Origin of the sequence: Pseudomonas sp. NFX71 (genome assembly GCF_048079215.1) — a bacterium.
Lineage (GTDB): Bacteria > Pseudomonadota > Gammaproteobacteria > Pseudomonadales > Pseudomonadaceae > Aquipseudomonas > Aquipseudomonas fluorescens_B.
Window position 1 is genome coordinate 215,267 of record NZ_CP182230.1, and the last position, 21,990, is coordinate 237,256.

A 21,990-nucleotide genomic window follows, 5' to 3' on the forward strand; every position below is an offset into this window, starting at 1 on the left:
GGAAACACCGCCTAAATTAGCCATGATGCGTGACCTCCCCTTTCGGAGCTCACGGTAAATGCCAACCCGCTGCGGATTCTGCGCGCGGCAGCACCCGAATTATCAGGGATACGTGTAGGGTGGAGATGCACAACCGCTGGACTGTGTAGCAATAGGCTTTATCAAGACGCTTCATCTCGTCCACAGCCACTGGTTGATTCCTCCTCCTGACTGAGTGCTTAAGTAGCCACAGCAAGCAGGACGCGTACGTCGCGATGAAGGCCCACATTGGCCGGACTTCGCTGGACACGGGAATGGCCAACCACTCCCGACGCACCTGACACCGACCGTGAGAAGTCGTGTGTGCCGAACGCCGTTTCCGGCAGCCCGGAAACCGACGGTACTACATGAAAAGAATGCTGATTAACGCAACTCAACCCGAAGAGTTGCGTGTTGCACTGGTAGATGGCCAACGCCTCTACGACCTGGACATCGAATCCGGTGCACGCGAGCAGAAGAAGGCCAACATCTATAAAGGCCGGATTACTCGCATCGAACCAAGCCTTGAGGCTGCCTTTGTCGATTTCGGCTCCGAGCGCCACGGCTTCCTGCCCCTCAAAGAAATCTCCCGCGAATACTTCAAGAAAGCCCCTGAAGGCCGCGTCAACATCAAGGACGTCCTGAGCGAAGGCCAGGAAGTCATCGTTCAGGTCGAAAAAGAAGAACGTGGCAACAAGGGCGCCGCCCTGACCACCTTCATCAGCCTGGCCGGTCGTTACCTGGTGCTGATGCCGAACAACCCGCGTGCCGGCGGTATCTCCCGTCGCATCGAAGGCGAAGAGCGCAACGAACTGCGTGAAGCCCTGAACGGTCTGGTTGCCCCGGCCGACATGGGTCTGATCGTGCGCACTGCCGGCCTGGGCCGCAGCAGCGAAGAAATGCAGTGGGACCTCGATTACCTGCTGCAACTCTGGACCGCCATCAAAGAAGCCTCGCTGGATCGTTCCGCGCCATTCCTGATCTACCAGGAAAGCAACGTGATCATCCGCGCCATCCGCGATTACCTGCGCCAGGACATCGGCGAAGTACTGATCGACAGCGTTGAAGCCCAGGACGAAGCCCTGACCTTCATCCGCCAGGTGATGCCGCAGTACGCCAGCAAGATCAAGCTGTACGAAGACAGCGTTCCGCTGTTCAACCGTTTCCAGATCGAAAGCCAGATCGAGACCGCTTTCCAGCGCGTCGTTGAACTGCCTTCCGGCGGTTCCATCGTTATCGATCCGACCGAAGCCCTGGTGTCCATCGACATCAACTCGGCGCGCGCCACCAAAGGCAGCGACATCGAAGAAACCGCCCTGCAGACCAACCTTGAAGCCGCCGAAGAAATCGCCCGTCAGTTGCGCTTGCGTGACATTGGCGGCCTGATCGTCATCGACTTCATCGACATGACCCCTGCCAAGAACCAGCGCGCCGTGGAAGAGAAAGTCCGCGAATGCCTGGAAGCCGACCGCGCTCGCGTGCAAGTCGGTCGCATCTCGCGCTTCGGCCTGCTGGAAATGTCCCGTCAGCGCCTGCGTCCATCGCTCGGCGAAAGCAGCGGCATCGTCTGCCCGCGTTGCAATGGCACCGGCATCATCCGTGATGTTGAATCGCTGTCGCTGGCGATCCTGCGCCTGATCGAAGAAGAAGCACTGAAAGACCGCACCGCCGAAGTCCGCGCCCAAGTGCCGATTCCGGTTGCAGCCTTCCTGCTCAACGAAAAACGCAACTCGATCACCAAGATCGAACTGCGCACCCGCGCCCGCATCGTCATTCTGCCGAACGATCACCTCGAGACGCCGCACTTCGAAGTTCAGCGCCTGCGTGATGACAGCCCGGAAGCCGCGGTCGGCCAGTCCAGCTACGAAATCGCTGCTGCCGCAGCCGAAGTCGAAGAAGTCCAGCCAGCCGCTGCGACCCGCACCCTGGTTCGCCAGGAAGCCGCGGTCAAGACTGCTCCGGCCCGCGCCAACGCTCCGGTTCCGACCGAAGTCGTCGCCGCTCCGGTGGCTGCGCCGGCCGTCGCGCCAGAGCCAAGCCTGTTCAAGGGCCTGGTGAAGTCGCTGGTCAGCCTGTTCGCTACCAAAGAAGAGCCTGCCGCTCCGGTTGTGGTTGAAAAACCGGCGACCACCGAGCGTCCGGCCCGCAACGAAGAGCGTCGCAACGGTCGCCAGCAGAGCCGCAACCGTAACGGTCGCCGCGATGAAGAGCGCAAGCCTCGCGAGGAACGTGCACCGCGTGAAGAACGCGCACCACGTGAGCCGCGTGAAGCCCGCGAAGAAACCCCGGCAGTCGCTCGCGAAGAACGCGCTCCACGTGAAGAACGCGCACCGCGCGCCCCTCGTGAAGAACGTGCACCGCGCGCACCGCGCGAAGATCGCAAGCCACGTGGCGAGCGTGAAGAGCGGGTTCGTGAACTGCGCGAACCTCTGGATGCCACGGCTCCGGCCGCTGCGGCTACCGCTGAAGAGCGTCCAGCCCGTCAGCCACGCGAAGAACGTGCCCCACGTCCACCGCGTGAAGAGCGTCAACCACGTGCAGAGCAAGCCGCTGCCGCTGTTGCCGAAGAAGAACTGACCGGCAACGAAGAGCAACTGCAGGAAGACGGTCAGGAAGGCGCCGAAGGCGATCGTCCACGCCGCCGCTCCCGTGGCCAGCGTCGTCGCAGCAACCGTCGCGAGCGTCAACGCGATGCCAACGGCAATGTGATCGAAGGTTCGGAAGAATCGGAATCCGCTGAAGGTAGCGAAGCGGGCGAAAGCCGCGAAGCGCCAAGCGCTGCCGATCTGGCCGCCGGCCTGGCTGTAACCGCAGCCGTTGCCAGCAGCGTGATCAGCGCTCCGGCCGAAGCACAAGCCAACGAGCAAGCCGAACGCGCCACTGCTGCCACACTGGAAACTGCTCCAGAAGCGCCAGTCGTTGAAGCAACGACACCTGTAGAAGCAACTTCCGCTCCGGAAATCGAAGTGGCACCCGCTCAAGAAGCACAGCCTCAGGTTGAAGCTGCCGCGGAACCGGCCTTCGTTGCTGAAGCGCCTGCCGTGGTTGCAGAACCGGTTGCTGAAACCGTTGCTGAAACCGTGACCGAAACGGTTCGTGAAGTTCGCGAAGAGCAAACTGCGTTCAACTGGGTTGCCGAGCCAGCTGTTGCCGAAACGCCAGCTCCAGCGCCAGTCGCTGAGAGCGAAACGACTGAAGCCACGGTTTCCGAGCCAGTAGTGGCTGCTGCCGAACCCGCTCCAGTGGTTGAAGCGCCGGTTGTCGCTGAAGTGGCTGCTCCCGCCGCTGAAGCTGCTCCTGTCAGCGCCCTGACGCCAAGTGGCCGCGCGCCAAACGACCCGCGTGAAGTGCGTCGTCGCAAGCGTGAAGAAGAGCGCCTGCAGAAGGAAGCCGAACAGGCTGCCGCTGCTGCTCCGGTCGCTGTCGAAGTTGCACCTGTTGTGGCTGAAGTCGCCGAGGCTGCTCCTGCCCCGGCTGCTGAAGTCACTGCCGAGCCCGTTGACTCCGTGATCGCTGAAGCACCACGCTCCGTTCAGGAAGCGGTAGAGCAACACGAGCAAGCCCTGGAAAAAGAACACGAGCCTAAACCCCTCGCCTGATTCCATCGGCCACTAAAAAGCCCCGCCTGGTGATCCAGGCGGGGCTTTTTTATGTCTTCGAATCCACCGCCCCCTGTGGGAGCGAGCCTGCTCGCGATTGCGATTTAACATTCAACATTGATGCAAGCTGACCCACCGCCATCGCGAGCAGGCTCGCTCCCACAGGGGATTTATGCAGGTTTGAAGATCAGTGATTCAGGCACATCCACATCCCACAACACACCGGGATCATCGACTGTCACTTCCCATACTCGCCCCTGCGCAAACAGCGGCCGGGCTCCATGATCACCGGACAACGCCATCAGCCCCGGTCCGAAGTTGCGACCGAAGCCCACCGGATGCCCATACTCACCTTGATGCACCGGCACACTGACAGAGTCATCCGCAATCCCCGCCACCACCTGCGCGATACTGGAAGGCAAAATAAACGGCATATCCCCCAATACAATCAACCAGCCATCGAGCTGCGAGCACGCTGACACCCCGGCCGCAATGCTGTCGCCCATGCCGGTCGATTCGATCAGCACAACCTCGACACCATAAGCCTTGGCCAAGCGGATCACTTGCGGGCGGTCTGCGGTAGTGACCAGAACGCGCTTCTCAAGGCTGGCTGGCAAACTCACCAGCACCTGCTCGATCACCGAACGAACGGCGCCATCGCGTTCCGTACAGTCCGCCAACAGCTTATCCTTGTCGGCGCCCGCCACCTGCCGAAACCGGTCGCCCTGCCCCGCCGCCAACACGATGGCGCCGATTGCCTCACTCATACCTCCTCCCGCAGCGGCTTCTTTTGTTTCAGTTCGACGCCGTTCTTGATCGCCACGATTTCGGCCAGCAACGACAAGGCGATTTCCGCCGGGGAATGGCTGCCGATGTGGAGACCGATCGGCCCGTGCAAACGCTCGATGGCCTCTTGTGACAAGCCTAGCTGAGCCAGGTTATCCCGGCGCTTCAGGCTGTTGACCCGCGAGCCCAGCGCGCCGACATAAAAGGCCCGGGAGTCGAGGGCCGTGAGCAACGCCATGTCATCCAGGCGCGGATCGTGGGTCAGCGCAACGATGGCGGTGCGTTCATCGGTCTGGATGTTCAACACCGCTTCGTCGGGCATGCCGGGGACAAAGCGACCGTGCTGTTCTTCCCAGCCGTAGACGAATTCGGTGCGTGGGTCGCAGATCAGCACTTCGAAATCCAGCAGCCGCGCCATCTCGGCGACATAGCGGGACAGTTGCCCCGCACCGATCAGCAACAAGCGCCAGCGCGGACCGTAGATCGCACGCAACGTGTGACTGTCGAAACTCAGCACATCGCTCTTGTTCGCCGGCTGTAACACCACCTCGCCGGTCGCAATATCCAGCGAGCGCGCAACGATTTCATGGGCCTCGCAACGCGCCAGCAATTGGGCGACCCAGGCGGGGTCACCGACGCGTTCCTCGGTGAGGCGCAAGGTGCCGCCACACGGCAAACCAAAGCGTGCGGCCTCCTCGCGGGTAACGCCGTACGTGATCAGTTGCACCGGCGGCCCGTCAGCCGGAATCCGCCCATCGTGCAACCGGGCAATCAGATCATCCTCGACACACCCGCCGGACACCGAACCGATCACCACGCCATCTTCGCGCAAGGCCAGCATGGCGCCAGGTGCCCGGGGCGCGGTGCCCCAGGTCTGGACCACGCTGTACAACACCACCCGCTGACCGGCGCGGCGCCATTCCAGCACGCTGCGCAGGACGTTCAGATCGACGCTGTCCATCAGGCCTCAGCCTTCTGCCAACCCTGCAACTGATAGCGAACCGGCAGGTTGCGGATACGTTTGCCGGTGGCGGCAAAGATGGCATTGCACAGCGCGGGCGCGATCGGCGGCACGCCCGGTTCGCCGACACCGCCCAGCGGCACATTGCCCGGTGGCGTCACCAGATGCACGGCGACTTCCTTCGGCGCCAGGGACATGCGCGCCACTTCGTACATGTGGAAGTTGTCCTGCTGGACCTTGCCGTCCTTGAAGCTGATTTCGCCCAGTACCGCGTTGCCCAGGCCCATCACGCAGGCACCTTCGAACTGCGAGCGAATCCGCTCCGGGTTGATCTGCGGGCCGCAATCCACGGCAATATCGGCCTTGTGCACGATCAATGTGCCGTCGTCTTTGACTTCGACCTCGATCACCGCCGCCACATAGGTGACGAAGCTGTAATGCACCGCCAGCCCCAGGCCTCGACCCTTCGGCAACTGCCGTCCCCAGCCCGCGGCTTTGGCAGCGGTTTCCAGCACCGTGCGCATGCGCCCGGTATCGATCGGATAGCGCTCGGGCGACTCGCCGTAGTTCCACTCTTCACTCAAGGTGCGCGGATCGATCTGACGGTCCGGGCCGAGCAAGCTGATCTGGTACTTCAGCGGATCTTGGCCAGCCTTGTGCGCCAGTTCATCGACAAAGCTCTGAATCGCAAAGCCATGAGGGATGTTCGACACCGAGCGATACCAGCCAACCCGCGTATGAATCGCCGCTTCCGGATTCTCCAGGCGCACGTTGGGAATCGCGTAAGCCATGTTGGTAAAACCCATGCCCAGCTCGAAAGCGGCCTCGTGGTTCATGCCCGGTGCGAACAGCGCGGTGATGCTCGGCGCCACAGTACGATGCAGCCAGCCGGACGGCAGGCCGTCCTTGTTCAGACTGGCTTTCAGGTACTCGGCCGACACAGTGTGGAAATAGGAGCAGTGGATGTCATCTTCACGCGTCCACTGCACCCGCACCGCCTTGCCGGGGAATTCCTTGGCAAGGATCGCCGCTTCGATGATGAAGTCCGGCTTGGACTTGCGACCGAAACCACCGCCAAGCAAGGTAACGTTAAAGGTGACGTTATCGAACGGAATGCCCAGGCGCTCGCCGATTCGTTCACGGGTGACCTGCGGCGCCTGGCTCGGTGCCCAGGCTTCGCACACGCCATCTTTGAAGCGTGCGATGGCGACCATCGGTTCCATCGGCGCTTGCGTCAGGTGCGGCAGATAGTAGGAGGCTTCGAGGGTACTGTTGGCGCTGCCCATGGCCTCATCGATGTTGCCGGTATTGCGCACGACTTTGCCGGGTTTGAGCGACGCGGCTTCAATTTCCTTACGGTAGGCGATCGAGTCGTAACTGGCGTTGGGGCCGTCGTCCCATTCGATTTTAAGCGCGTCGCGGCCCTTGATTGCCGCCCAGGTGTTGCTGGCCACCACGGCCACGCCACCCAACGGCTGGAACTCCGAGGGGAGCGGACGGCCTTCGATCTGGATGACCTTGATCACCCCCGGGACTTTCAGCGCGGCGCTGTCATCCACGGATTTGACCTTGCCGCCATAGACCGACGGACGCGCGATGGTGGCGTAAAGCATGCCGTCGAAATGCACGTCGGCGCCATAGATTGCGCGACCATTCACGATGTCTGCACCGTCGATGGCTTTGGTGCCTTCCTTGCCGATGTAGCGGAACTGCGAAGGCTCCTTGAGCCGCAAACTGTCGCGCGCCGGTACCGCCAACGCACTGGCAGCCGCGGCCAGCGCGCCGTAACCCAGCTCACGCCCGGTCGGTTTGTGGATGACTTTGTGCAGTTGCGCATGGCATTCGCCAACCGGGACTTTCCACTGCTCGGCGGCGGCTTGTTCGAGCATGGTTCGCGCGGCGGCACCGCAACGGCGCATCGGTTCGTACCAGTGGCGCATGCTGCGTGAACCGTCGGTGTCCTGGTTGCCGAAACGCACTTCGTCGCCCGGCGCCTGCTGTACTTTCACCAACGCCCAGTCGGCGTCCAGCTCATCGGCCACCACCATGGTCAGACTGGTGCGCACGCCCTGGCCCATCTCCGAGCGATTGCAGACCACCGTCACCGTGCCATCAGTGGCGATGCTGACGTAAACCTTCGGATCATCGATCCAGCCGTTGGGCATGCCGTCGGCGCCGAATTTCTTTTCTTTCTCGGCAGCAAAGGCGTCCTGCCAGCCCCAACTCGCGGCGATGACCAGAGCGCTGGTGGCACCGACGCCTTTGAGAAAGCCACGGCGACTGAGGTTGCTCAGGGCGAAATCATTCGGTAACTGGCTCATGCCTTGGCCTCCTTCAGGTGGGTGGATGCCTGGCGGATGGCGGTCTTGATACGGTTGTAAGTGCCGCAGCGGCAAATATTGCCGACCATCGCCTCTTCGATCTGTTCGTCGCTTGGGTTCGGGTTGGTCTTGAGCAGTGCAGTGGCGGACATGATCTGCCCGCCCTGGCAGTAACCGCACTGGGCGACGGCAGTATCGAGCCAGGCTTGCTGGACGATTTGCCCGACCGGGTCCGCGTGCAGGTTGTCGATGGTGGTGACGTTCTGGCCGATCACCGAACCGATCGGCGTGATGCAGCTGCGCGCCGGGGCGCCTTCGATATGAATGGTGCAGGCGCCGCACAGGCCCATGCCGCAGCCGAACTTGGTGCCGTTATAACCGGCCACGTCGCGGATAGCCCAGAGCAGCGGCATGTCCTCGGTGACATCGAGTGAGTGGTCTTGACCATTGAGCTTCAGGGTAATCATGGGCACGCCCGCATATTTATAGGGTGATGGGGTCGAGCAATCTGCCGCTGGGAAATGAGCGGTTGGCATCACGCAGATCGACTCAGGCTAATGAGGCTCTCTTATGCGAACAGGAACGTCTGCATCGGGCCTTTGGTGAAGCAAATACTTGCATCGTTAGGTGGCTAAGTTAACCCAGCATTAACAAAAAAGCCCTGCACAATCGAAGATGTGCAGGGCTTTAAATGACTCTTGAAAGCTTAGCCTCAATACCGATTAGGCTCCATTTCCAGATCCACGTGGAAGCGTTCGGAAATGTCTTTTTGAATGCGTTGTGCCAGGTTCAACAACTGCAGGCCGGTCGCAGCCCCGTAGTTGACCAGCACCAGCGCCTGCAATTTATGCACGCCAGCGTCGGCCTCGCGAAAACCTTTCCACCCTGCCCGTTCGATCAGCCACCCTGCGGCCAGCTTCATTTGCCCGTCGGGTTGCGCGTAGGCCACCAGATCCGGGTATTCGCCTTTGAGCTGAGCGACCAGCGCAGCCGAGACCAAGGGGTTCTTGAAGAAGCTGCCGGCATTACCAAGCACCGCCGGATCCGGGAGTTTTTCATTGCGGATGCTGCAAATTGCGCGGCTGACGTCGGTGGCGGTCGGGTGATCGATGCCTTGCTCGGTCAAGCGCTGACGCACCGGGCCGTATTCCAGATGCAAAGGCGCGGCGCGGTCGAGGGCGAACCGGACCCGCAGGATCAACCAGCGTCCCGGCTCCTGTTTGAACAAGCTGTCGCGATAAGCGAAGTTGCACTCGGCCAGCGTGAAGTCCCGCAAATCGCCGGTCTGGCGATCCAGAGCCGTCAGACCGGCGAACACGTCCTTGATCTCCACGCCGTAGGCACCGATGTTCTGCATCGGCGCAGCGCCGACGGTGCCGGGGATCAGGCTGAGGTTTTCCAGCCCCGACAGACCCTGTGCCAGCGTGTGTTGCACGAACGGATGCCAAGGCTCGCCGGCCTCGGCTTCGATCACGACCTTGCTGCCGTCGTCGCTCAGGATACGAATCCCGCGTGTCGCCATGCGCAGCACCAGCGACTGGATATCGGCAGTCAGCAGCAGATTGCTGCCACCGCCAATCACCAGCAGCGGCACGTCATGCTCCGCCGCATAGGCCAGCGCCTCGCGCACGTCGGCATCGCTGCGGGCTTCGGCAAACAAGCGCGCCTGAACGTCCACACCAAAGGTATTGAACGGTTTGAGCGAAACCCGGGGTTTAACCTGCAGACTCATAACCGGCCCTTCAATTCGATCACCAGCAAGTCGGTCGCGCGCTCGATCAGATCCAGCACGTACTCGAACCCCTGGTCGCCGTCATGGTAGGGATCCGGCACTTCATCGACATCCGACTGGTAGCGACGCAGGAACAGATCCAGCTCGGCCTTGCCTTTGGCCGGTTGCATCGACTTGAGGTTGTGCAGGTTACTGTGGTCCATCGCCAGGATCAGATCGTACGTGGCGAAATCGGCGCGGGTCACTTGCTGGGCGCGCTGCATTGACAGGTCGTAACCGCGCAGTTTGGCCGCCGCCTGGCTGCGCTGGTCTGGCGCCCTGCCGACGTGCCAGTCGCCGGTGCCGGCGGAGGCCACTTCGACCTGATCGGCCAGCCCCGCTTCACGCAATTTATGTCGCAGCACACCTTCGGCCGTCGGTGAACGGCAGATGTTGCCCAGACAGACGAACAAAACCCGCATCAGGCCTCCAGCAGGCGACGAACGCGCTCGAGGTCTTCGACGGTGTCGACGCCGGTAGGCGGCGCGATCAATGCGTCGGCGACGTGAATTCGCACGCCGTGCCACAGAGCACGCAACTGTTCCAGGGATTCGGTATTTTCCAGCCAGCACGGACCCCAGCTGACGAAGTCATGCAGGAAACCGGCGCGGTAGGCATAAATGCCGATGTGGCGGCGATACGGCACGCCTTCCGGCAGCGCCTCGCGACTTTTCGCGAACGCGTCCCGGGCCCACGGCAACGTCGCGCGACTGAATGTCAACGCAAGGCCATCGAGGTCGCTGACGACCTTGACCACGTTGGGGTTGAACAGGGTTTCAACGTCTTCGATCGGCTCGGCCAATGTGGCCATGCGCGCTTCGCTGTGGGCGGCCAGGTTGGCGGCAACCTGATCGATCACGCTCGGCGGGATCAACGGTTCGTCGCCCTGAACGTTGACCACGATGGCGTCAGGCGCCAAGCCGAGTTTTGCGGCGACTTCGGCCAGGCGATCAGTGCCGGAGTTGTGATCTTCGCGGGTCAGCACCACTTCGGCGCCAAACGCGTTGCACGCCTCGACAATGCGCGCATCGTCGGTGGCAACCACCACGCGCTCGGCGCTGCTTTTGCTCGCCTGTTCCCAGACGTGCTGGATCATCGGCTTGCCGGCGATCAGCAACAGCGGTTTACCCGGCAAGCGGGTGGAGGCATAACGCGATGGAATGACAACGGTGAAGGCTGTGGTCATTTATCCAGACGCTCGTCAGTGGTCAGGGTGCGGGCTTCGGTTTCGAGCATCACCGGGATGCCATCGCGAATCGGGTAGGCCAGGCCGGCGCCCTTGCTGATCAGCTCGGTTTTGTCGGCGCTGAGCTTGAGCGGGCCTTTGCAGACCGGGCAAGCGAGGATGTCGAGCAATTTGGTGTCCATGAGCATTCCCTGGAAAAAAACGGTTTAAGGCAAAAGACGAGCCGGCAACAGGCGCATCAGCTGCGTATCGAACCAGGCCACGAAGGCCGGCGATGGCGCAGCATCGACCGCCAGGTACCACCAATCGGCGGCGGCGAAGGCACGGCACTTCACCGCGTCCTTTTCGGTCATCACCAACGGCAATGACGGTGTGAAATTCAAGGCCTGCACGCTGTACTCGGCGTGGTCGGCAAATGCATGCGGGACTGGCTGCCAGTGTAGCGTTTCGAGGGTCGTGAAGAAACGCTTCGGATTGCCGATCCCGGCCACGGCGTGCAGCGCCTGGCCTGCGGGAAAGTGATCGAGGGCGCACCGTTCGCCGCTGCGCAGATTGACCAGTTCGGTTGGCTGCAACTGAAAGGCAAAACCGTCCGGGCGATCATCGGAGGCGCCGTTGTACAGCAAGGCGTCAACGCTTTGCAGGCGCTCGACCGGCTCACGCAACGGTCCGGCGGGCAGGCAACGTTTGTTGCCCAGGCCACGGGCGGCGTCGATCAACACCAGTTCAAGGTCCCGCGCCAGCCGGTAATGCTGCATGCCGTCATCAGACAGAATCAGGTCCAGCGGCTCGCTCGCCAGCAGCGCTTTGACCGCGCTGCTGCGATCCGGGTCGATCATCAACGGAACGCCGGTGCGCTGGACGATCAACAGCGGTTCATCGCCTGCCACATCGGCGCTTTGTTCGGCCTCGACACGCCACGGCAGGTGCGGCGGTTTGGCGCCATAACCACGACTGACCACGCCGACCCGCAAACCGCTGCGCTGGCAATGCTGGATCATCCATAGAATCAGTGGGGTCTTGCCTGTACCGCCCACGGTGATGTTGCCGACCACGATCAACGGCACCGGCGGCTGATAAATTTCGCCCTCACCCGCCAGAAAGCGTTTGCGCTTGTTCATGACCACGCGGCGATACAGCCACTCCAATGGCTGCAACAGCTTCAGGGCCGGATGACCGGCGTACCACGCGGCGAGCAAGCGATCGGACATGGCCATCAGGGCGCGGGCGGCGCCGCCTCGACTGTGGTCATGCGCAGGTGACTGAAACCGAGTTTGCCGGCGGCGTCCATGGCGATGATGACCGATTGATGCTGGGTCTTGCCGTCCGCACTGATCGACAGTGGCAGGTTGGTGTCACCGTTGGATTCTTTCTGCAAAGCGTCCATCAGGGTCGCCAGATCATTTTTCGGCAACAACTGATTGTTCACCGAGAACACGCCTTCGGCACTGATGGCGACATCCAGGTGTTTGACCTGCTGGTCTTCGGCAGGCGAACCGCTGACCGCTTCCGGCAGATCGACGCGCAACTGGGTTTCACGGGTGAAAGTGGTGGTCACGACGAAAAACAGCAGCAGGATAAACACCACGTCGATGAGCGACGCGAGGTTGATGTCGACCGTTTCCCGCGGTTTGCGGCGGAATTTCACGCTCTTTTGCCCTCAGCCAGGTCCACGTCACGATCACCCTGCACCACCTCGACCAACTTGATCGCTTCCTGCTCCATGCCCACCACCAGCTCATCGATGCGGCGTTGCAGGAAACGGTGGAAGAATACCGCCGGGATACCGACCATCAGGCCTGCGGCCGTGGTGATCAAGGCCTTGGAAATACCACCGGCCAGCACCGCAGCGTTGGTGCCCATGCCCGTGCCCATGAACGCGCTGAAAATATCGATCATGCCCAACACCGTGCCCAACAGCCCGAGCAACGGCGCCATCGCGGCGATGGTGCCGAGGGCGTTGATGTAGCGCTCGAGCTCGTGAATCACCCGCGCGGCGGCTTCTTCGATGCACTCTTTCATGATCTCGCGACCATGTTTGGAGTTGGCCAGGCCCGCCGCCAGAATCTCGCCCAGCGGCGAGTTGGCACGCAGTTCCTTGAGTTTTTCTTTATTGAGTTGCTTGTCCTTGATCCACACCCAGACCTGCCCGAGCAGATGCTCCGGGGTCACACGGCTGGCACGCAGGGTCCACAGACGCTCGGCGACGATCGCCATGGCCGCGATGGAACTCAGAATGATCGGCAGCATCATCCAGCCGCCGGATTTGACCAATTCCCACACAGTGACAGCCCCCTCGAAAAAGTGCGCCACTCTAACATAGGGGGGTGGCGCACCGAAGACCGTGATGTCGCATCCGGTCGGGCTTTAATAACGTGCGGTTATGGCAGGGAGCGCCAGAAACGCCGTTCCTGACGCATTGTCCATGCTGGCGTGAAGCGTCCGAGGTGCAGACGAATGGCGCCTTGCTCGGCGCTGTCATGGATCGCCATGCCGCGTTTTTTATAACGGGCCATGACCGTAGGATGCGGATGACCGAAGGAATTGCCGTTGCCGCGCGAGATCAGCACCGCTTTGGGCTGCAACGCGGCAAGCAGCGCCATCGACGACGAACTGCGGCTGCCATGGTGCGGCGCCTGCAACCAGTCGGTGGGCACGGCCAGCGGACTGTCAAGCAGGGCCCGTTCGGCGGCGCTGTCGATATCCCCCGTCAGCAGCATGCGTTCGCCATTGGCTTCGATCTGCAGGACACAGGATTTTTGATTGCTGTCCGAGGCAGAAGGCCATTGCCAGAGCTGAAACCTCACGTCGTCCCACGTCCATTGCCGGCCACTCTCGCAGGCCTCGGCGTGCAATTCGACGGGCAAGGCCACGGGGTCGCCGCTGAGCACTCGCGTCACCGGCAAGCCCAGGGCAACCGCTCGCGCACCGCCGGCATGATCGGCATCGGCGTGGCTGAGCAACATCAGGTCGAGTCCGTCCACGCCCAGTTTGTGCAAGGTGGGCAGCACCACTCGCTCGCCGAGGTCGAAGTCGCCGAAGCGCGGGCCGGTGTCATACAACAGCGTGTGATGGCGAGTCCGCACCAGGATAGCCAACCCCTGACCGACATCCAGTTGCCAGACTTCGGCGATCCCCTCTGGCAACAGTGGCCGGGGTGGAAAAACCAGCAACAGCAACAGCGGCCAACCCAGCGGGCGCAGCGGTACGCCACGCGGCATCAACAACAGAAACGCGCCGAGGGAGCCCAATGCCCATGTCCCCAATGGAATCGCCACGGGCACCCACGCGGGCAATTGGCCAGCCATCAGCCCAAGGCCCTTGAACAGCCAGTCGATCAACCCGCCCGCCAGCCACAGCAACCCCTCGCCCACATAAGGCAGCGGTAACAACAGGGTCCCCAGCAACGCTGGCGGCAAGACCAGCAAACTGATCCAGGGCACTGCAAACAGATTGGCGACCGGCCCGCTGAGACTGATCGGCAGTCCCAGCACCAGCAGCAGCGGGCCCAGGCCGATTGCGATCAGCCATTGGGCACGGGTCCAGGTTTGCCACCACCGCCAAGGGCCTAGGCGCCCGCCGAAGGTGAAGATCAACACCGCCACCGCCGCGAAGGACAACCAGAAACCCGGTTGCAGACTCACCAGCGGATCCAGCAACAACACTGCGTTGAGCGCCAGCACCAACGGCCACCAGGCACCGAGGTGGCGAAATCGCAGGCGCCACAACAGCACCAGCCCGATCATTACGCAGGCTCGCCGCACCGGTACTTCGAATCCTGCCAGCAGTCCGTAACCAAGGGCAGCGACGAATGCCAGTCCGCACGCCCATGGCAGCCACGGCAAGCGATTCGGCCACATACCGTAGCGAGCCAGCCCGGCGATCAGCAGATACACCACGCCTGCCAGCAGACCGACGTGCTGCCCGGAAATCACCAGCAGATGCACGGTGCCGGTGTCTTGCAACACCTGCCAGTCCTCGCGACCAAGCCCGGCGCCATCCCCCAGCACCAGTGCCGTCAGTGCACCGGTTCGCCCCTGAGCGTCCACGGCTTGCAAGCGTTGGCGGATGCCGTCACGCCAGGCCCACCGGGCTTCGGCAAGACGCTGGCCATCCTTGACGGTCCCGGTTGCACCGATGCGTTGCGCCAGCAGCCAGGCGTCGTAATCGAAGGCATGGGGATTGAGCAGCCCGGCAGGACGCTTCAATTTCACCGCCAGCCGCCAGCGTTCGCCACTGTTGACCGGTGATCCGTCGTACCAGGCCAGGCGCATCAGTGAAGGCACTTTTGCCTGTCGCGACCGGGCGTCCACCAACTCGAAACGCACAACACCTTCATTATTCTGCGGTAATCCCGTCACCCAGCCTTCGACCCAACGGGTTTCGCCATCGAGATTCGCCGACAGTCGATCATCCAGCGCCCACTGCGCATTCGCGCCCGCCCAACTGAAGCCGAACAGGAAAAAAGCCACTGGATACGTCCGGAACGGAAGCACCATCAATCCCACTACAGGCAACACCAGCCATAACCAGACCGGCGGTAACACCGGCAAAAAACGCAGGGCCAGCAGACCCAACGCCAGCGCCATCATCCCTGTGCGCATAAGCCCGTCCTTGAGAGTCCACACCCTAGGCATAGCCGGCTCATGGCACGCGCATCGTTATTAATTGTCACAAAGTCTGAATGGGCGGCTCATAGAATCCAGACATACTTGCCGCCTTAACCGACCGAGAAGCCCTATGCCCCGGCGCTTATTCAAACGTTACATGCCAGACCCGACCAGCATCAGGGAACACAAATCCTTACGCTTTCTCGGCACTCTGCTGCATGACCCGAACCTCTGGCACCTCAACCGTCACTCGGTCGCGCGGGCCATGGCGGTGGGTTTGTTCGCGGCGTTCCTGCCCATTCCATTGCAGATGCTGGTGGCGGCCGTCCTCGCCATCGTCGTGCGGGGCAACATGCCGATTGCTGTCAGTCTGGTGTGGCTGACTAACCCGATTACCATGCCAGCGGTGTTCTTTTGTACCTATCAGACTGGGGCGTGGCTGATGGATGTGCCGGCTCGTCATTTGCCGGATGAGTTGACCTGGGAATGGATCAGCGGCGAACTCTCTACGCTCTGGCAGCCGTTTTTGCTGGGTTCGGTGGTGGTGGGCCTGGTATTGGGCGCCCTCGCCTATTGCCTGGTGATGATGTATTGGCGGTGGTGGGTGGGTCGGCAGTGGGCTCGGCGGAAGAAAAAGCGGATGCAATGAATGTTAAAAGGCCTCCGCGTTGGGAGGCCTTTGTTGGTGGACTGGCTTGGGGTACATATCCGTTTCTTCGGTAATGGCTGCTATTGGTTCCGCCTTTACGGCGGGTTACTTGGCGCTTCTCCAAGTGACTCGCCGTAAGGGCGAAACCGTAATCAGCCGTTACCGCAGCAACGGATACGTACGCTTAAGTACGCATCCCCCGCCCACTCACCAACAATCGCGCACACCCGATATACAGCACCACCGTCGCCACCAGCATGAACGTGATCGCCACACTGATCCGGATATCCGAAACCCCAAGAATCCCGTAGCGGAACGCATTGACCATATGCAGCACCGGATTCGCCAACGACACCGTCTGCCAGAACGGCGGCAACAACGAGATCGAGTAAAACACCCCGCCCAGGTATGTCAGCGGCGTCAGCACAAACGTCGGGATGATCGAAATATCATCAAAATTGCGCGCAAACACCGCATTGATGAACCCCAGGAGAGAGAAGATCGTTGCCGTCAGCACCACCACCAGAATGGTCACGCCCAGGTGATGCACCTGCAACTGAGTGAAGAACAGCGACAACAGCGTCACGATCAGCCCGACCATCAACCCGCGCAGCACGCCGCCCAGGGTGTAGCCGATCAGGATCGTGTGCGGCGACACCGGCGACACCATCAACTCCTCGATGGATCGCTGGAACTTGCTGCCGAAGAAACTCGACACCACGTTGCCATAGGAGTTGGTGATCACCGACATCATGATCAGCCCCGGCACGATGTATTCCATGTAGGTGAAACCACCCATGTCACCGATCTGCCGGCCGATCAGGTTACCGAAGATCACGAAGTACAAAACCATCGTGATCGCCGGCGGCAGCAGCGTCTGCGGCCAGATCCGGGTGAAGCGTTTGACCTCACGGTAAACGATGGTATTGAGCGCGACGAGGTTGGGTTGCAGCTCCGAACTCATACCGCCACCTTCGACAGATTTTTCTCCACCAGGGACACGAACAACTCCTCGAGGCGATTGGTTTTGTTACGCAGGCTCAACACTTCGATGTTCTGCTGCGCCAGTTGAGTGAACAGCGCGGTGATGCCCATGGACTTGTCGACCTGGACCTCAAGGGTATGAGCGTCGAGCAACCGGGTCGGGTAACCCAGCAACTGCGGCGCAACGCTCAATGTGTTTTTCGTGTCGAGCAGGAAGGTTTCCACATGCAACTGGCCGAGCAGCTGTTTCATGCTGGTGTTCTCGACGATGGTGCCGTGATCGATGATGCCGATATTGCGGCACAACTGCTCAGCCTCTTCCAGATAGTGCGTGGTGAGGATGATGGTGATGCCCTTCTGGTTCAGCTCTGTCAGGAACGTCCACATCGAACGGCGCAGTTCGATATCCACCCCCGCCGTCGGTTCGTCGAGGATCAGCAGGCGCGGTTCGTGAACCAGCGCGCGGGCGATCATCAGTCGACGCTTCATGCCACCGGACAGCGAACGCGATGGCACATCGCGCTTGTCCCACAGCCCGAGCTGGGTCAGGTACTGTTCGGCGCGTTCCTTGGCGATTTTCGGCGGGATGCCGTAGTAACCCGCCTGGGTCACGACGATGTCGAATGTTTTTTCGAACTGGTTGAAGTTGAATTCCTGGGGCACCACGCCAATGCAACGCTTGAGCGCCGCCGGCTCTTTGTCCAGGTCGTGACCGAAGACGTTCACCGTGCCGCTGGTCTTGTTCACCAGGGTCGAAAGAATGCCGATGGTCGTGGATTTGCCGGCGCCGTTCGGGCCGAGCAAAGCGAAAAAGTCACCTTCGGCGACGTCCAGATCGATACCACTCAGGGCCTGGAAACCGTTGCCGTAGGTTTTGGTTAGCTGCCGGATGGACAGAGCGGAACTCATATCGGATTTATGCACCAAGAAGGGAAGAAAGGGATCAATAAGGGCGGGCGGCGAACAATGCAACCGCGGCGCATGAGCGCAATGGTGCTTGTCACCGCCACACAAGTACAGTCAAGCGTGTCGATAGTGAGTATTAAGTCAACGCGGTCATGACGGCTTTCCTGTACGCCGGACGCTGCTTCAGTCGCGCATACCAGGCCTCCAGATGAGGCTGTGACGCACGCTCGATCGGCATCTCGAACCAGGCATAAATGAAGCTGCCGAGAGGAATGTCGCCCATGCCGATTTCATCGCCTGACAAGTACGGTTTGGCCGCCAGTGCCTGATCGGCCATCGCCAGCAAACCTTCGCACTCTTTGATAGCGGCGTTGATTGACGGCCAGTCCTGCTGGTCTTCCGGCGTGCGCAAGACACCCCAGAACACAGTACGAAACGGGCCGGCAAAACTTGAAGTGGTCCAGTCCATCCATTTGTCAGCTGTAGCGCGGGCTTGGAGATTTTCCGGGTACCAGGCAGTGCCGCTGGCGTGCAGAGCCATCAGGTAACGAACGATGGCGTTGGATTCCCACAGCACGAAACCGTCGTCCTCGATGACCGGCACACGGCCATTGGGGTTCATCGCGCGGTACTCCGGCGTGTCGACGACCCCAAAGGCGCCGCCCGCATCGATGGCCTCATAGGCCAGGCCCAGTTCCTCGGCGGCCCACAAAGGTTTTCTGACATTCGACGAATTTTTCCGACCCCAGATTTTCAGCATGACCGCCTCTTTATGGATGAATGCGCAGGCAGCATACGCCGGATCAGGCGCGACTCAAATCGCTCTGCATGTCACCCAGCAGCGGCGGCAGCTGTTCGCTGAACAGATGCGGGTAGCACTTTTCCAGGTGCTCGAAAAAGAACGTTTCCGGCACGTCGGTGAACTGGCCGTGATCGATCAGGTATTCCATCAATTGCTCGCCGTCGCGATTGAAGGGGTGGAAAACACTGTCGTTGATCCCGTCGAATTCCAGCGGCGCCACGTTGAACAGTTCGCAGAGCTTCTGGTTGAACGCCGGCGTAGCTTTGACCCAGCGATCGTTCAGGTACAACTCTGTATAACCATGCATGGCGAACACGTCGCTCTTGAGCAATTCCAGCAAACGCGGGGTCGACAAATGATTGCGCACATCTGCCAGACCGATCCGCGCGGGAATCCCGCAGTGCCGGGCCGCACCGGCCAGCAGCGTGGCTTTGGGCACGCAATAACTTTCACCGGCCTCCAGCGCATAACTGCCACGCAAGGTGTCTGGATCGCGGCTGAACGTATAGGGGTTGTAACGTACGGCCTCGCGCACCGCGTAATAAAGATTGATCGCCTGCTCGAGGGGGTCGCGGTGACTGCCACGATGTTTTTCGGCGAACTCCACCACCGACAGGTGGTCACTATCGATGAAGCGGCCGGGACGCAGATACTCGTGCATGAGAACAATCTCCTGGGGAAGCCACGAGTCTAACGACAGGTTCAGCACAGAGATAACGACGTTTCGGCCAAACATGGACGCTTAGCCGCCCGCCCAACGAACGATCCGGGCCGGTACCAACCGGTCCTGCAAAGCTCATCGAAGTTTCCCACGATTTCAATCACATCGCTCTGACCACCCTGTTTTGCGGATGCCGTCTAAGCTCTGAAGGTTGTTTTTGCCCTTGTTTCACGGAGGATTAAATATGCTGCTGTTGTGGATACTGGTTCTGGTTGTCGGGATTGCGTATTTAGCCCACCGCCGTATCGCCCCGCTGCCCGCCCTGTGCATCGTCGCCGTTTATGTGGTGGCGATGGGCGCCTTCAGCCGCGCGCCAGGCTGGTTACTGCTGGTGCTGTGGGTGTTGATCGCGGCTGTCGCGGTGCCCTTGTTGCTGCCCGACCTGCGCCGTAAATACTTCAGCGCGCCGCTGTTCAGCTGGTTCGAGAAAACCCTGCCGCCGATGTCGGAAACCGAGCGCGATGCCATCGACGCCGGCACGGTCTGGTGGGACGGCGAGCTGTTCAGCGGCCGGCCGGACTGGGACAAACTGCTGTCCTATCCAAAAGCTCAACTGACTGAAGAGGAACAGGCCTTCATCGATGGCCCGACCGATGAACTCTGCGCGATGGTCAGCGACTGGCAGATCGGGCAAGACATGGACCTGCCTGCCGAAGCCTGGGCCCACATCAAGGAAAACGGTTTCTTCGCCCTGATCATTCCCAAGGAATACGGCGGCAAGGGTTTTTCTGCCTACGCACACTCCCAGGTGGCCATGAAACTGGCCACCCGCAGCGGTGACCTTGCGTCCACCGTGATGGTCCCCAACTCCCTCGGCCCGGCCGAGCTGTTGCTGCATTACGGTACCGACGAACAACGCAACCATTACCTGCCACGTCTGGCACGCGGCGATGACATTCCGTGCTTCGCATTGACCGGGCCACTGGCCGGCTCCGATGCCGGTTCGATGCCCGACACCGGAGTGATCTGCAAAGGCGAATGGGAAGGCAAGGAAACCCTCGGTCTGCGCCTGAACTGGGAAAAGCGTTACATCACCCTCGGCCCCGTGGCCACCCTCCTCGGCCTGGCATTCAAGGCGTACGACCCGGATCACCTGCTGGGCGATGAAGAAGACCTGGGCATCAGCCTGGCGCTGGTCCCGACCGATACCGCCGGTGTTGAAATCGGCCGTCGTCACTTGCCACTGGGCGCAGCCTTCATGAACGGCCCGAATTCCGGCAAGGACGTGTTCATTCCGCTGGATTTCCTCATCGGTGGCCAGGAGATGCTTGGCAAAGGCTGGATGATGCTGATGAACTGCCTGTCGGTCGGGCGCTCGATTTCGTTGCCCGCCGTCGGCACCGGCGCGGCGAAGTTCACCAGCCTGGTGACCGGTCAGTACGCGCAGATTCGTGAGCAGTTCAATGTGCCATTATCGGCGTTCGAGGGTATTCAGGAAGCCATGGCGCGCATCGGCGGCAATGCCTGGATGATGGACGCGGCGCGGATGCTCACCGCCAATGCGGTGGACCTGGGCGAGAAACCGTCGGTGTTGTCGGCGATTCTCAAATATCACCTCACCGAGCGCGGTCGCGAATGCATCAGCCACGCCATGGACGTTCATGGCGGCAAGGCGATCATCATGGGGCCAAACAATTACCTTGGCCGCAGCTGGAATGGCGCGCCGATCTTCATCACCGTGGAAGGCGCGAACATCCTCTCGCGCAACCTGATGATCTTCGGCCAGGGCGCGATTCGTTGCCATCCCTTCGTCCTGAAAGAAATGGCCCTCGCCGGGCGTGAAGACAAGGATCAAGCCCTCATCGAGTTCGATGGCCTGCTGCTCCAGCACATCGGTTTTGCCGTGAGCAATGCGGCCAGCACGCTGGTGCTGAACCTGGGTTTCGGTCACTTCGAACATGCTCCGGGAGACAAGCTCAGCCAGGGTTACTTCCGTGCGCTCAACCGGCAGGCCGCTGCGTTTGCCATGCTCGCCGACTTGAGCATGATGTTGCTCGGCGGTGAACTCAAACGTCGCGAACGCCTGTCGGCGCGTCTGGGAGATGTGCTCAGCAACCTGTACCTCGCTTCCGCCGCACTCAAGCGCTATCACGACCTTGATTCACCCGGGCACATGGCGCCCCTGTTCACCTGGGCCATGGAAGAAAGCCTTGGTCAGTCGGAACGGGCACTGGATGAGTTGCTGACCAATTTCCCGAACAAGGTGCTGGGCTGCCTGTTGCGGGTGATCGTGTTTCCGTTCGGTCGCCGCCATAAAGGACCGTCGGACAAACTCGGCGCCGAAGTGGCCGCAGTGATTGGCCGGGCCAAGGGCGATCCGACCCTCGAAGAATTGCTCGGTGGTTGTTTCCGTCCGCAATCGGCGGATGACGCCGTGGGTGCCCTGCAACACGCCTGCGACCTGCTGGACGCGGCACAGGCCGTGCAGAAAAAACTGCATGTGGCGCTCAAAAGCGGTCAGGTCAAACCGGTTGCCGGGGAAAACGTCATCGATGCCGCGCTGGAGGCTGGCGTGTTGCAACCCGTGGAGGCGCAAAAACTGCGTGAGGCGGAAGTGGCGCGGCGCAAGGTGATCGATGTCGATGATTTCGACAAAGAGGAGCTGACGCTGGCGGCAGGAAAAGTCCGCTGATCCAGCCAGTCATGTAAAAAGGTGCGCGGGCGCTTTATACTCCC

The 21,990-nt window shown here is 61.1% G+C and carries 19 protein-coding genes; 3 read left to right on the forward strand and 16 right to left on the reverse strand.

The features are described 5' to 3' along the window. Positions 1-386: 386 nt before the first annotated feature. Complete coding sequence (gene rne, locus ACM1ZW_RS01020) at positions 387-3,617, forward strand: ribonuclease E (protein ID WP_416740025.1); 3,231 nt, start codon at positions 387-389, stop codon at positions 3,615-3,617. Between the two features lie 170 nt (positions 3,618-3,787). Here rne and ACM1ZW_RS01025 read toward each other — a convergent pair whose 3' ends face one another. From ACM1ZW_RS01025 to ACM1ZW_RS01080, 12 genes are all read right to left on the reverse strand, one after another. Beyond that, positions 3,788-4,384 carry a nucleotidyltransferase family protein gene (locus tag ACM1ZW_RS01025; RefSeq protein WP_416740026.1) on the reverse strand — a complete coding sequence of 199 codons (597 nt, stop codon included), beginning with the start codon at positions 4,382-4,384 and terminating at the stop codon, positions 3,788-3,790. Further along, a complete protein-coding gene (locus ACM1ZW_RS01030; RefSeq protein WP_017340121.1) occupies positions 4,381-5,364 on the reverse strand; it encodes an XdhC family protein in 984 nt (327 codons plus the stop codon). Before ACM1ZW_RS01030 ends, ACM1ZW_RS01025 begins: the two co-directional genes overlap by 4 nt. Further along, positions 5,364-7,685 carry a molybdopterin cofactor-binding domain-containing protein gene (locus tag ACM1ZW_RS01035; protein WP_416740027.1) on the reverse strand — a complete coding sequence of 774 codons (2,322 nt, stop codon included), beginning with the start codon at positions 7,683-7,685 and terminating at the stop codon, positions 5,364-5,366. Before ACM1ZW_RS01035 ends, ACM1ZW_RS01030 begins: the two co-directional genes overlap by 1 nt. Next, positions 7,682-8,152 carry a (2Fe-2S)-binding protein gene (locus ACM1ZW_RS01040; protein ID WP_017340123.1) on the reverse strand — a complete coding sequence of 157 codons (471 nt, stop codon included), beginning with the start codon at positions 8,150-8,152 and terminating at the stop codon, positions 7,682-7,684. The genes ACM1ZW_RS01035 and ACM1ZW_RS01040 overlap by 4 nt, the downstream gene beginning before the upstream one ends. A 245-nt stretch (positions 8,153-8,397) precedes the next feature. After that, a complete protein-coding gene (murB, locus tag ACM1ZW_RS01045) occupies positions 8,398-9,417 on the reverse strand; it encodes a UDP-N-acetylmuramate dehydrogenase (protein ID WP_416740028.1) in 1,020 nt (339 codons plus the stop codon). After that, positions 9,414-9,878 carry a low molecular weight protein-tyrosine-phosphatase gene (locus ACM1ZW_RS01050; RefSeq protein WP_017340125.1) on the reverse strand — a complete coding sequence of 155 codons (465 nt, stop codon included), beginning with the start codon at positions 9,876-9,878 and terminating at the stop codon, positions 9,414-9,416. Before ACM1ZW_RS01050 ends, murB begins: the two co-directional genes overlap by 4 nt. Continuing rightward, positions 9,878-10,642, reverse strand: coding sequence for a 3-deoxy-manno-octulosonate cytidylyltransferase (gene kdsB / locus ACM1ZW_RS01055; protein ID WP_416740029.1), 765 nt, complete (start codon positions 10,640-10,642; stop codon positions 9,878-9,880). The genes ACM1ZW_RS01050 and kdsB overlap by 1 nt, the downstream gene beginning before the upstream one ends. Beyond that, complete coding sequence (locus tag ACM1ZW_RS01060; protein ID WP_007945752.1) at positions 10,639-10,824, reverse strand: Trm112 family protein; 186 nt, start codon at positions 10,822-10,824, stop codon at positions 10,639-10,641. The genes kdsB and ACM1ZW_RS01060 overlap by 4 nt, the downstream gene beginning before the upstream one ends. A gap of 24 nt (positions 10,825-10,848) precedes the next feature. Continuing rightward, on the reverse strand, positions 10,849-11,859 hold the full coding sequence (lpxK, locus tag ACM1ZW_RS01065; protein WP_416740030.1) for a tetraacyldisaccharide 4'-kinase: 1,011 nt from the start codon (positions 11,857-11,859) through the stop codon (positions 10,849-10,851). Beyond that, positions 11,859-12,290, reverse strand: a complete 432-nt coding sequence (locus ACM1ZW_RS01070) for an ExbD/TolR family protein (protein WP_414878048.1) — start codon at positions 12,288-12,290, stop codon at positions 11,859-11,861. Before ACM1ZW_RS01070 ends, lpxK begins: the two co-directional genes overlap by 1 nt. Then, positions 12,287-12,925, reverse strand: coding sequence for a MotA/TolQ/ExbB proton channel family protein (locus ACM1ZW_RS01075; protein ID WP_017340129.1), 639 nt, complete (start codon positions 12,923-12,925; stop codon positions 12,287-12,289). The genes ACM1ZW_RS01070 and ACM1ZW_RS01075 overlap by 4 nt, the downstream gene beginning before the upstream one ends. Before the next feature lie 98 nt (positions 12,926-13,023). Further along, the gene (locus ACM1ZW_RS01080; RefSeq protein WP_416740031.1) at positions 13,024-15,246 is read right to left on the reverse strand and encodes a DNA internalization-related competence protein ComEC/Rec2; all 2,223 of its coding nucleotides are present in this window, start codon (positions 15,244-15,246) and stop codon (positions 13,024-13,026) included. 136 nt (positions 15,247-15,382) lie between these two features. Here ACM1ZW_RS01080 and ACM1ZW_RS01085 point away from each other — a divergent pair, with 136 nt between their 5' ends. Continuing rightward, positions 15,383-15,901 (forward strand): DUF2062 domain-containing protein, encoded by a 519-nt coding sequence (locus tag ACM1ZW_RS01085; RefSeq protein WP_017340131.1) that lies wholly within the window; start codon positions 15,383-15,385, stop codon positions 15,899-15,901. A 184-nt stretch (positions 15,902-16,085) separates the two neighbouring features. Here ACM1ZW_RS01085 and ACM1ZW_RS01090 read toward each other — a convergent pair whose 3' ends face one another. The 4 genes from ACM1ZW_RS01090 to ACM1ZW_RS01105 form a co-directional block, all read right to left on the reverse strand. Continuing rightward, positions 16,086-16,865, reverse strand: coding sequence for an ABC transporter permease (locus ACM1ZW_RS01090; RefSeq protein ID WP_008152390.1), 780 nt, complete (start codon positions 16,863-16,865; stop codon positions 16,086-16,088). Continuing rightward, positions 16,862-17,794, reverse strand: coding sequence for an ABC transporter ATP-binding protein (locus ACM1ZW_RS01095; RefSeq protein ID WP_017340132.1), 933 nt, complete (start codon positions 17,792-17,794; stop codon positions 16,862-16,864). Before ACM1ZW_RS01095 ends, ACM1ZW_RS01090 begins: the two co-directional genes overlap by 4 nt. 133 nt (positions 17,795-17,927) lie before the next feature. Continuing rightward, positions 17,928-18,551, reverse strand: a complete 624-nt coding sequence (locus ACM1ZW_RS01100; RefSeq protein WP_414878046.1) for a glutathione S-transferase family protein — start codon at positions 18,549-18,551, stop codon at positions 17,928-17,930. Positions 18,552-18,594: 43 nt separating this feature from the next. Beyond that, positions 18,595-19,254: a transglutaminase-like domain-containing protein gene (locus tag ACM1ZW_RS01105; protein ID WP_017340134.1), complete on the reverse strand. Its 660-nt coding sequence runs from the start codon at positions 19,252-19,254 to the stop codon at positions 18,595-18,597. Positions 19,255-19,498: 244 nt separating this feature from the next. On the opposite strand from ACM1ZW_RS01105, the gene ACM1ZW_RS01110 reads away from it, so the two are divergent. Continuing rightward, on the forward strand, positions 19,499-21,946 hold the full coding sequence (locus tag ACM1ZW_RS01110) for an acyl-CoA dehydrogenase (RefSeq protein WP_414885148.1): 2,448 nt from the start codon (positions 19,499-19,501) through the stop codon (positions 21,944-21,946). Positions 21,947-21,990: the final 44 nt, after the last annotated feature.

What these genes read in the sequence shown, in the direction of transcription:
- ACM1ZW_RS01080 (WP_416740031.1), bottom strand. Translation starts at nt 15,246, where the DNA reads ATGCGCACAGGGATGATGGCGCTGGCGTTGGGTCTGCTGGCCCTGCGT.
- ACM1ZW_RS01035 (WP_416740027.1), bottom strand. Translation starts at nt 7,685, where the DNA reads ATGAGCCAGTTACCGAATGATTTCGCCCTGAGCAACCTCAGTCGCCGT.
- ACM1ZW_RS01025 (WP_416740026.1), bottom strand. Translation starts at nt 4,384, where the DNA reads ATGAGTGAGGCAATCGGCGCCATCGTGTTGGCGGCGGGGCAGGGCGAC.
- kdsB (WP_416740029.1), bottom strand. Translation starts at nt 10,642, where the DNA reads ATGACCACAGCCTTCACCGTTGTCATTCCATCGCGTTATGCCTCCACC.
- ACM1ZW_RS01085 (WP_017340131.1), top strand. Translation starts at nt 15,383, where the DNA reads ATGCCCCGGCGCTTATTCAAACGTTACATGCCAGACCCGACCAGCATC.
- ACM1ZW_RS01030 (WP_017340121.1), bottom strand. Translation starts at nt 5,364, where the DNA reads ATGGACAGCGTCGATCTGAACGTCCTGCGCAGCGTGCTGGAATGGCGC.
- murB (WP_416740028.1), bottom strand. Translation starts at nt 9,417, where the DNA reads ATGAGTCTGCAGGTTAAACCCCGGGTTTCGCTCAAACCGTTCAATACC.
- ACM1ZW_RS01105 (WP_017340134.1), bottom strand. Translation starts at nt 19,254, where the DNA reads ATGCACGAGTATCTGCGTCCCGGCCGCTTCATCGATAGTGACCACCTG.
- ACM1ZW_RS01060 (WP_007945752.1), bottom strand. Translation starts at nt 10,824, where the DNA reads ATGGACACCAAATTGCTCGACATCCTCGCTTGCCCGGTCTGCAAAGGC.
- ACM1ZW_RS01050 (WP_017340125.1), bottom strand. Translation starts at nt 9,878, where the DNA reads ATGCGGGTTTTGTTCGTCTGTCTGGGCAACATCTGCCGTTCACCGACG.
- ACM1ZW_RS01040 (WP_017340123.1), bottom strand. Translation starts at nt 8,152, where the DNA reads ATGATTACCCTGAAGCTCAATGGTCAAGACCACTCACTCGATGTCACC.
- ACM1ZW_RS01110 (WP_414885148.1), top strand. Translation starts at nt 19,499, where the DNA reads ATGCTGCTGTTGTGGATACTGGTTCTGGTTGTCGGGATTGCGTATTTA.
- ACM1ZW_RS01100 (WP_414878046.1), bottom strand. Translation starts at nt 18,551, where the DNA reads ATGCTGAAAATCTGGGGTCGGAAAAATTCGTCGAATGTCAGAAAACCT.
- ACM1ZW_RS01095 (WP_017340132.1), bottom strand. Translation starts at nt 17,794, where the DNA reads ATGAGTTCCGCTCTGTCCATCCGGCAGCTAACCAAAACCTACGGCAAC.
- lpxK (WP_416740030.1), bottom strand. Translation starts at nt 11,859, where the DNA reads ATGGCCATGTCCGATCGCTTGCTCGCCGCGTGGTACGCCGGTCATCCG.
- rne (WP_416740025.1), top strand. Translation starts at nt 387, where the DNA reads ATGAAAAGAATGCTGATTAACGCAACTCAACCCGAAGAGTTGCGTGTT.
- ACM1ZW_RS01090 (WP_008152390.1), bottom strand. Translation starts at nt 16,865, where the DNA reads ATGAGTTCGGAGCTGCAACCCAACCTCGTCGCGCTCAATACCATCGTT.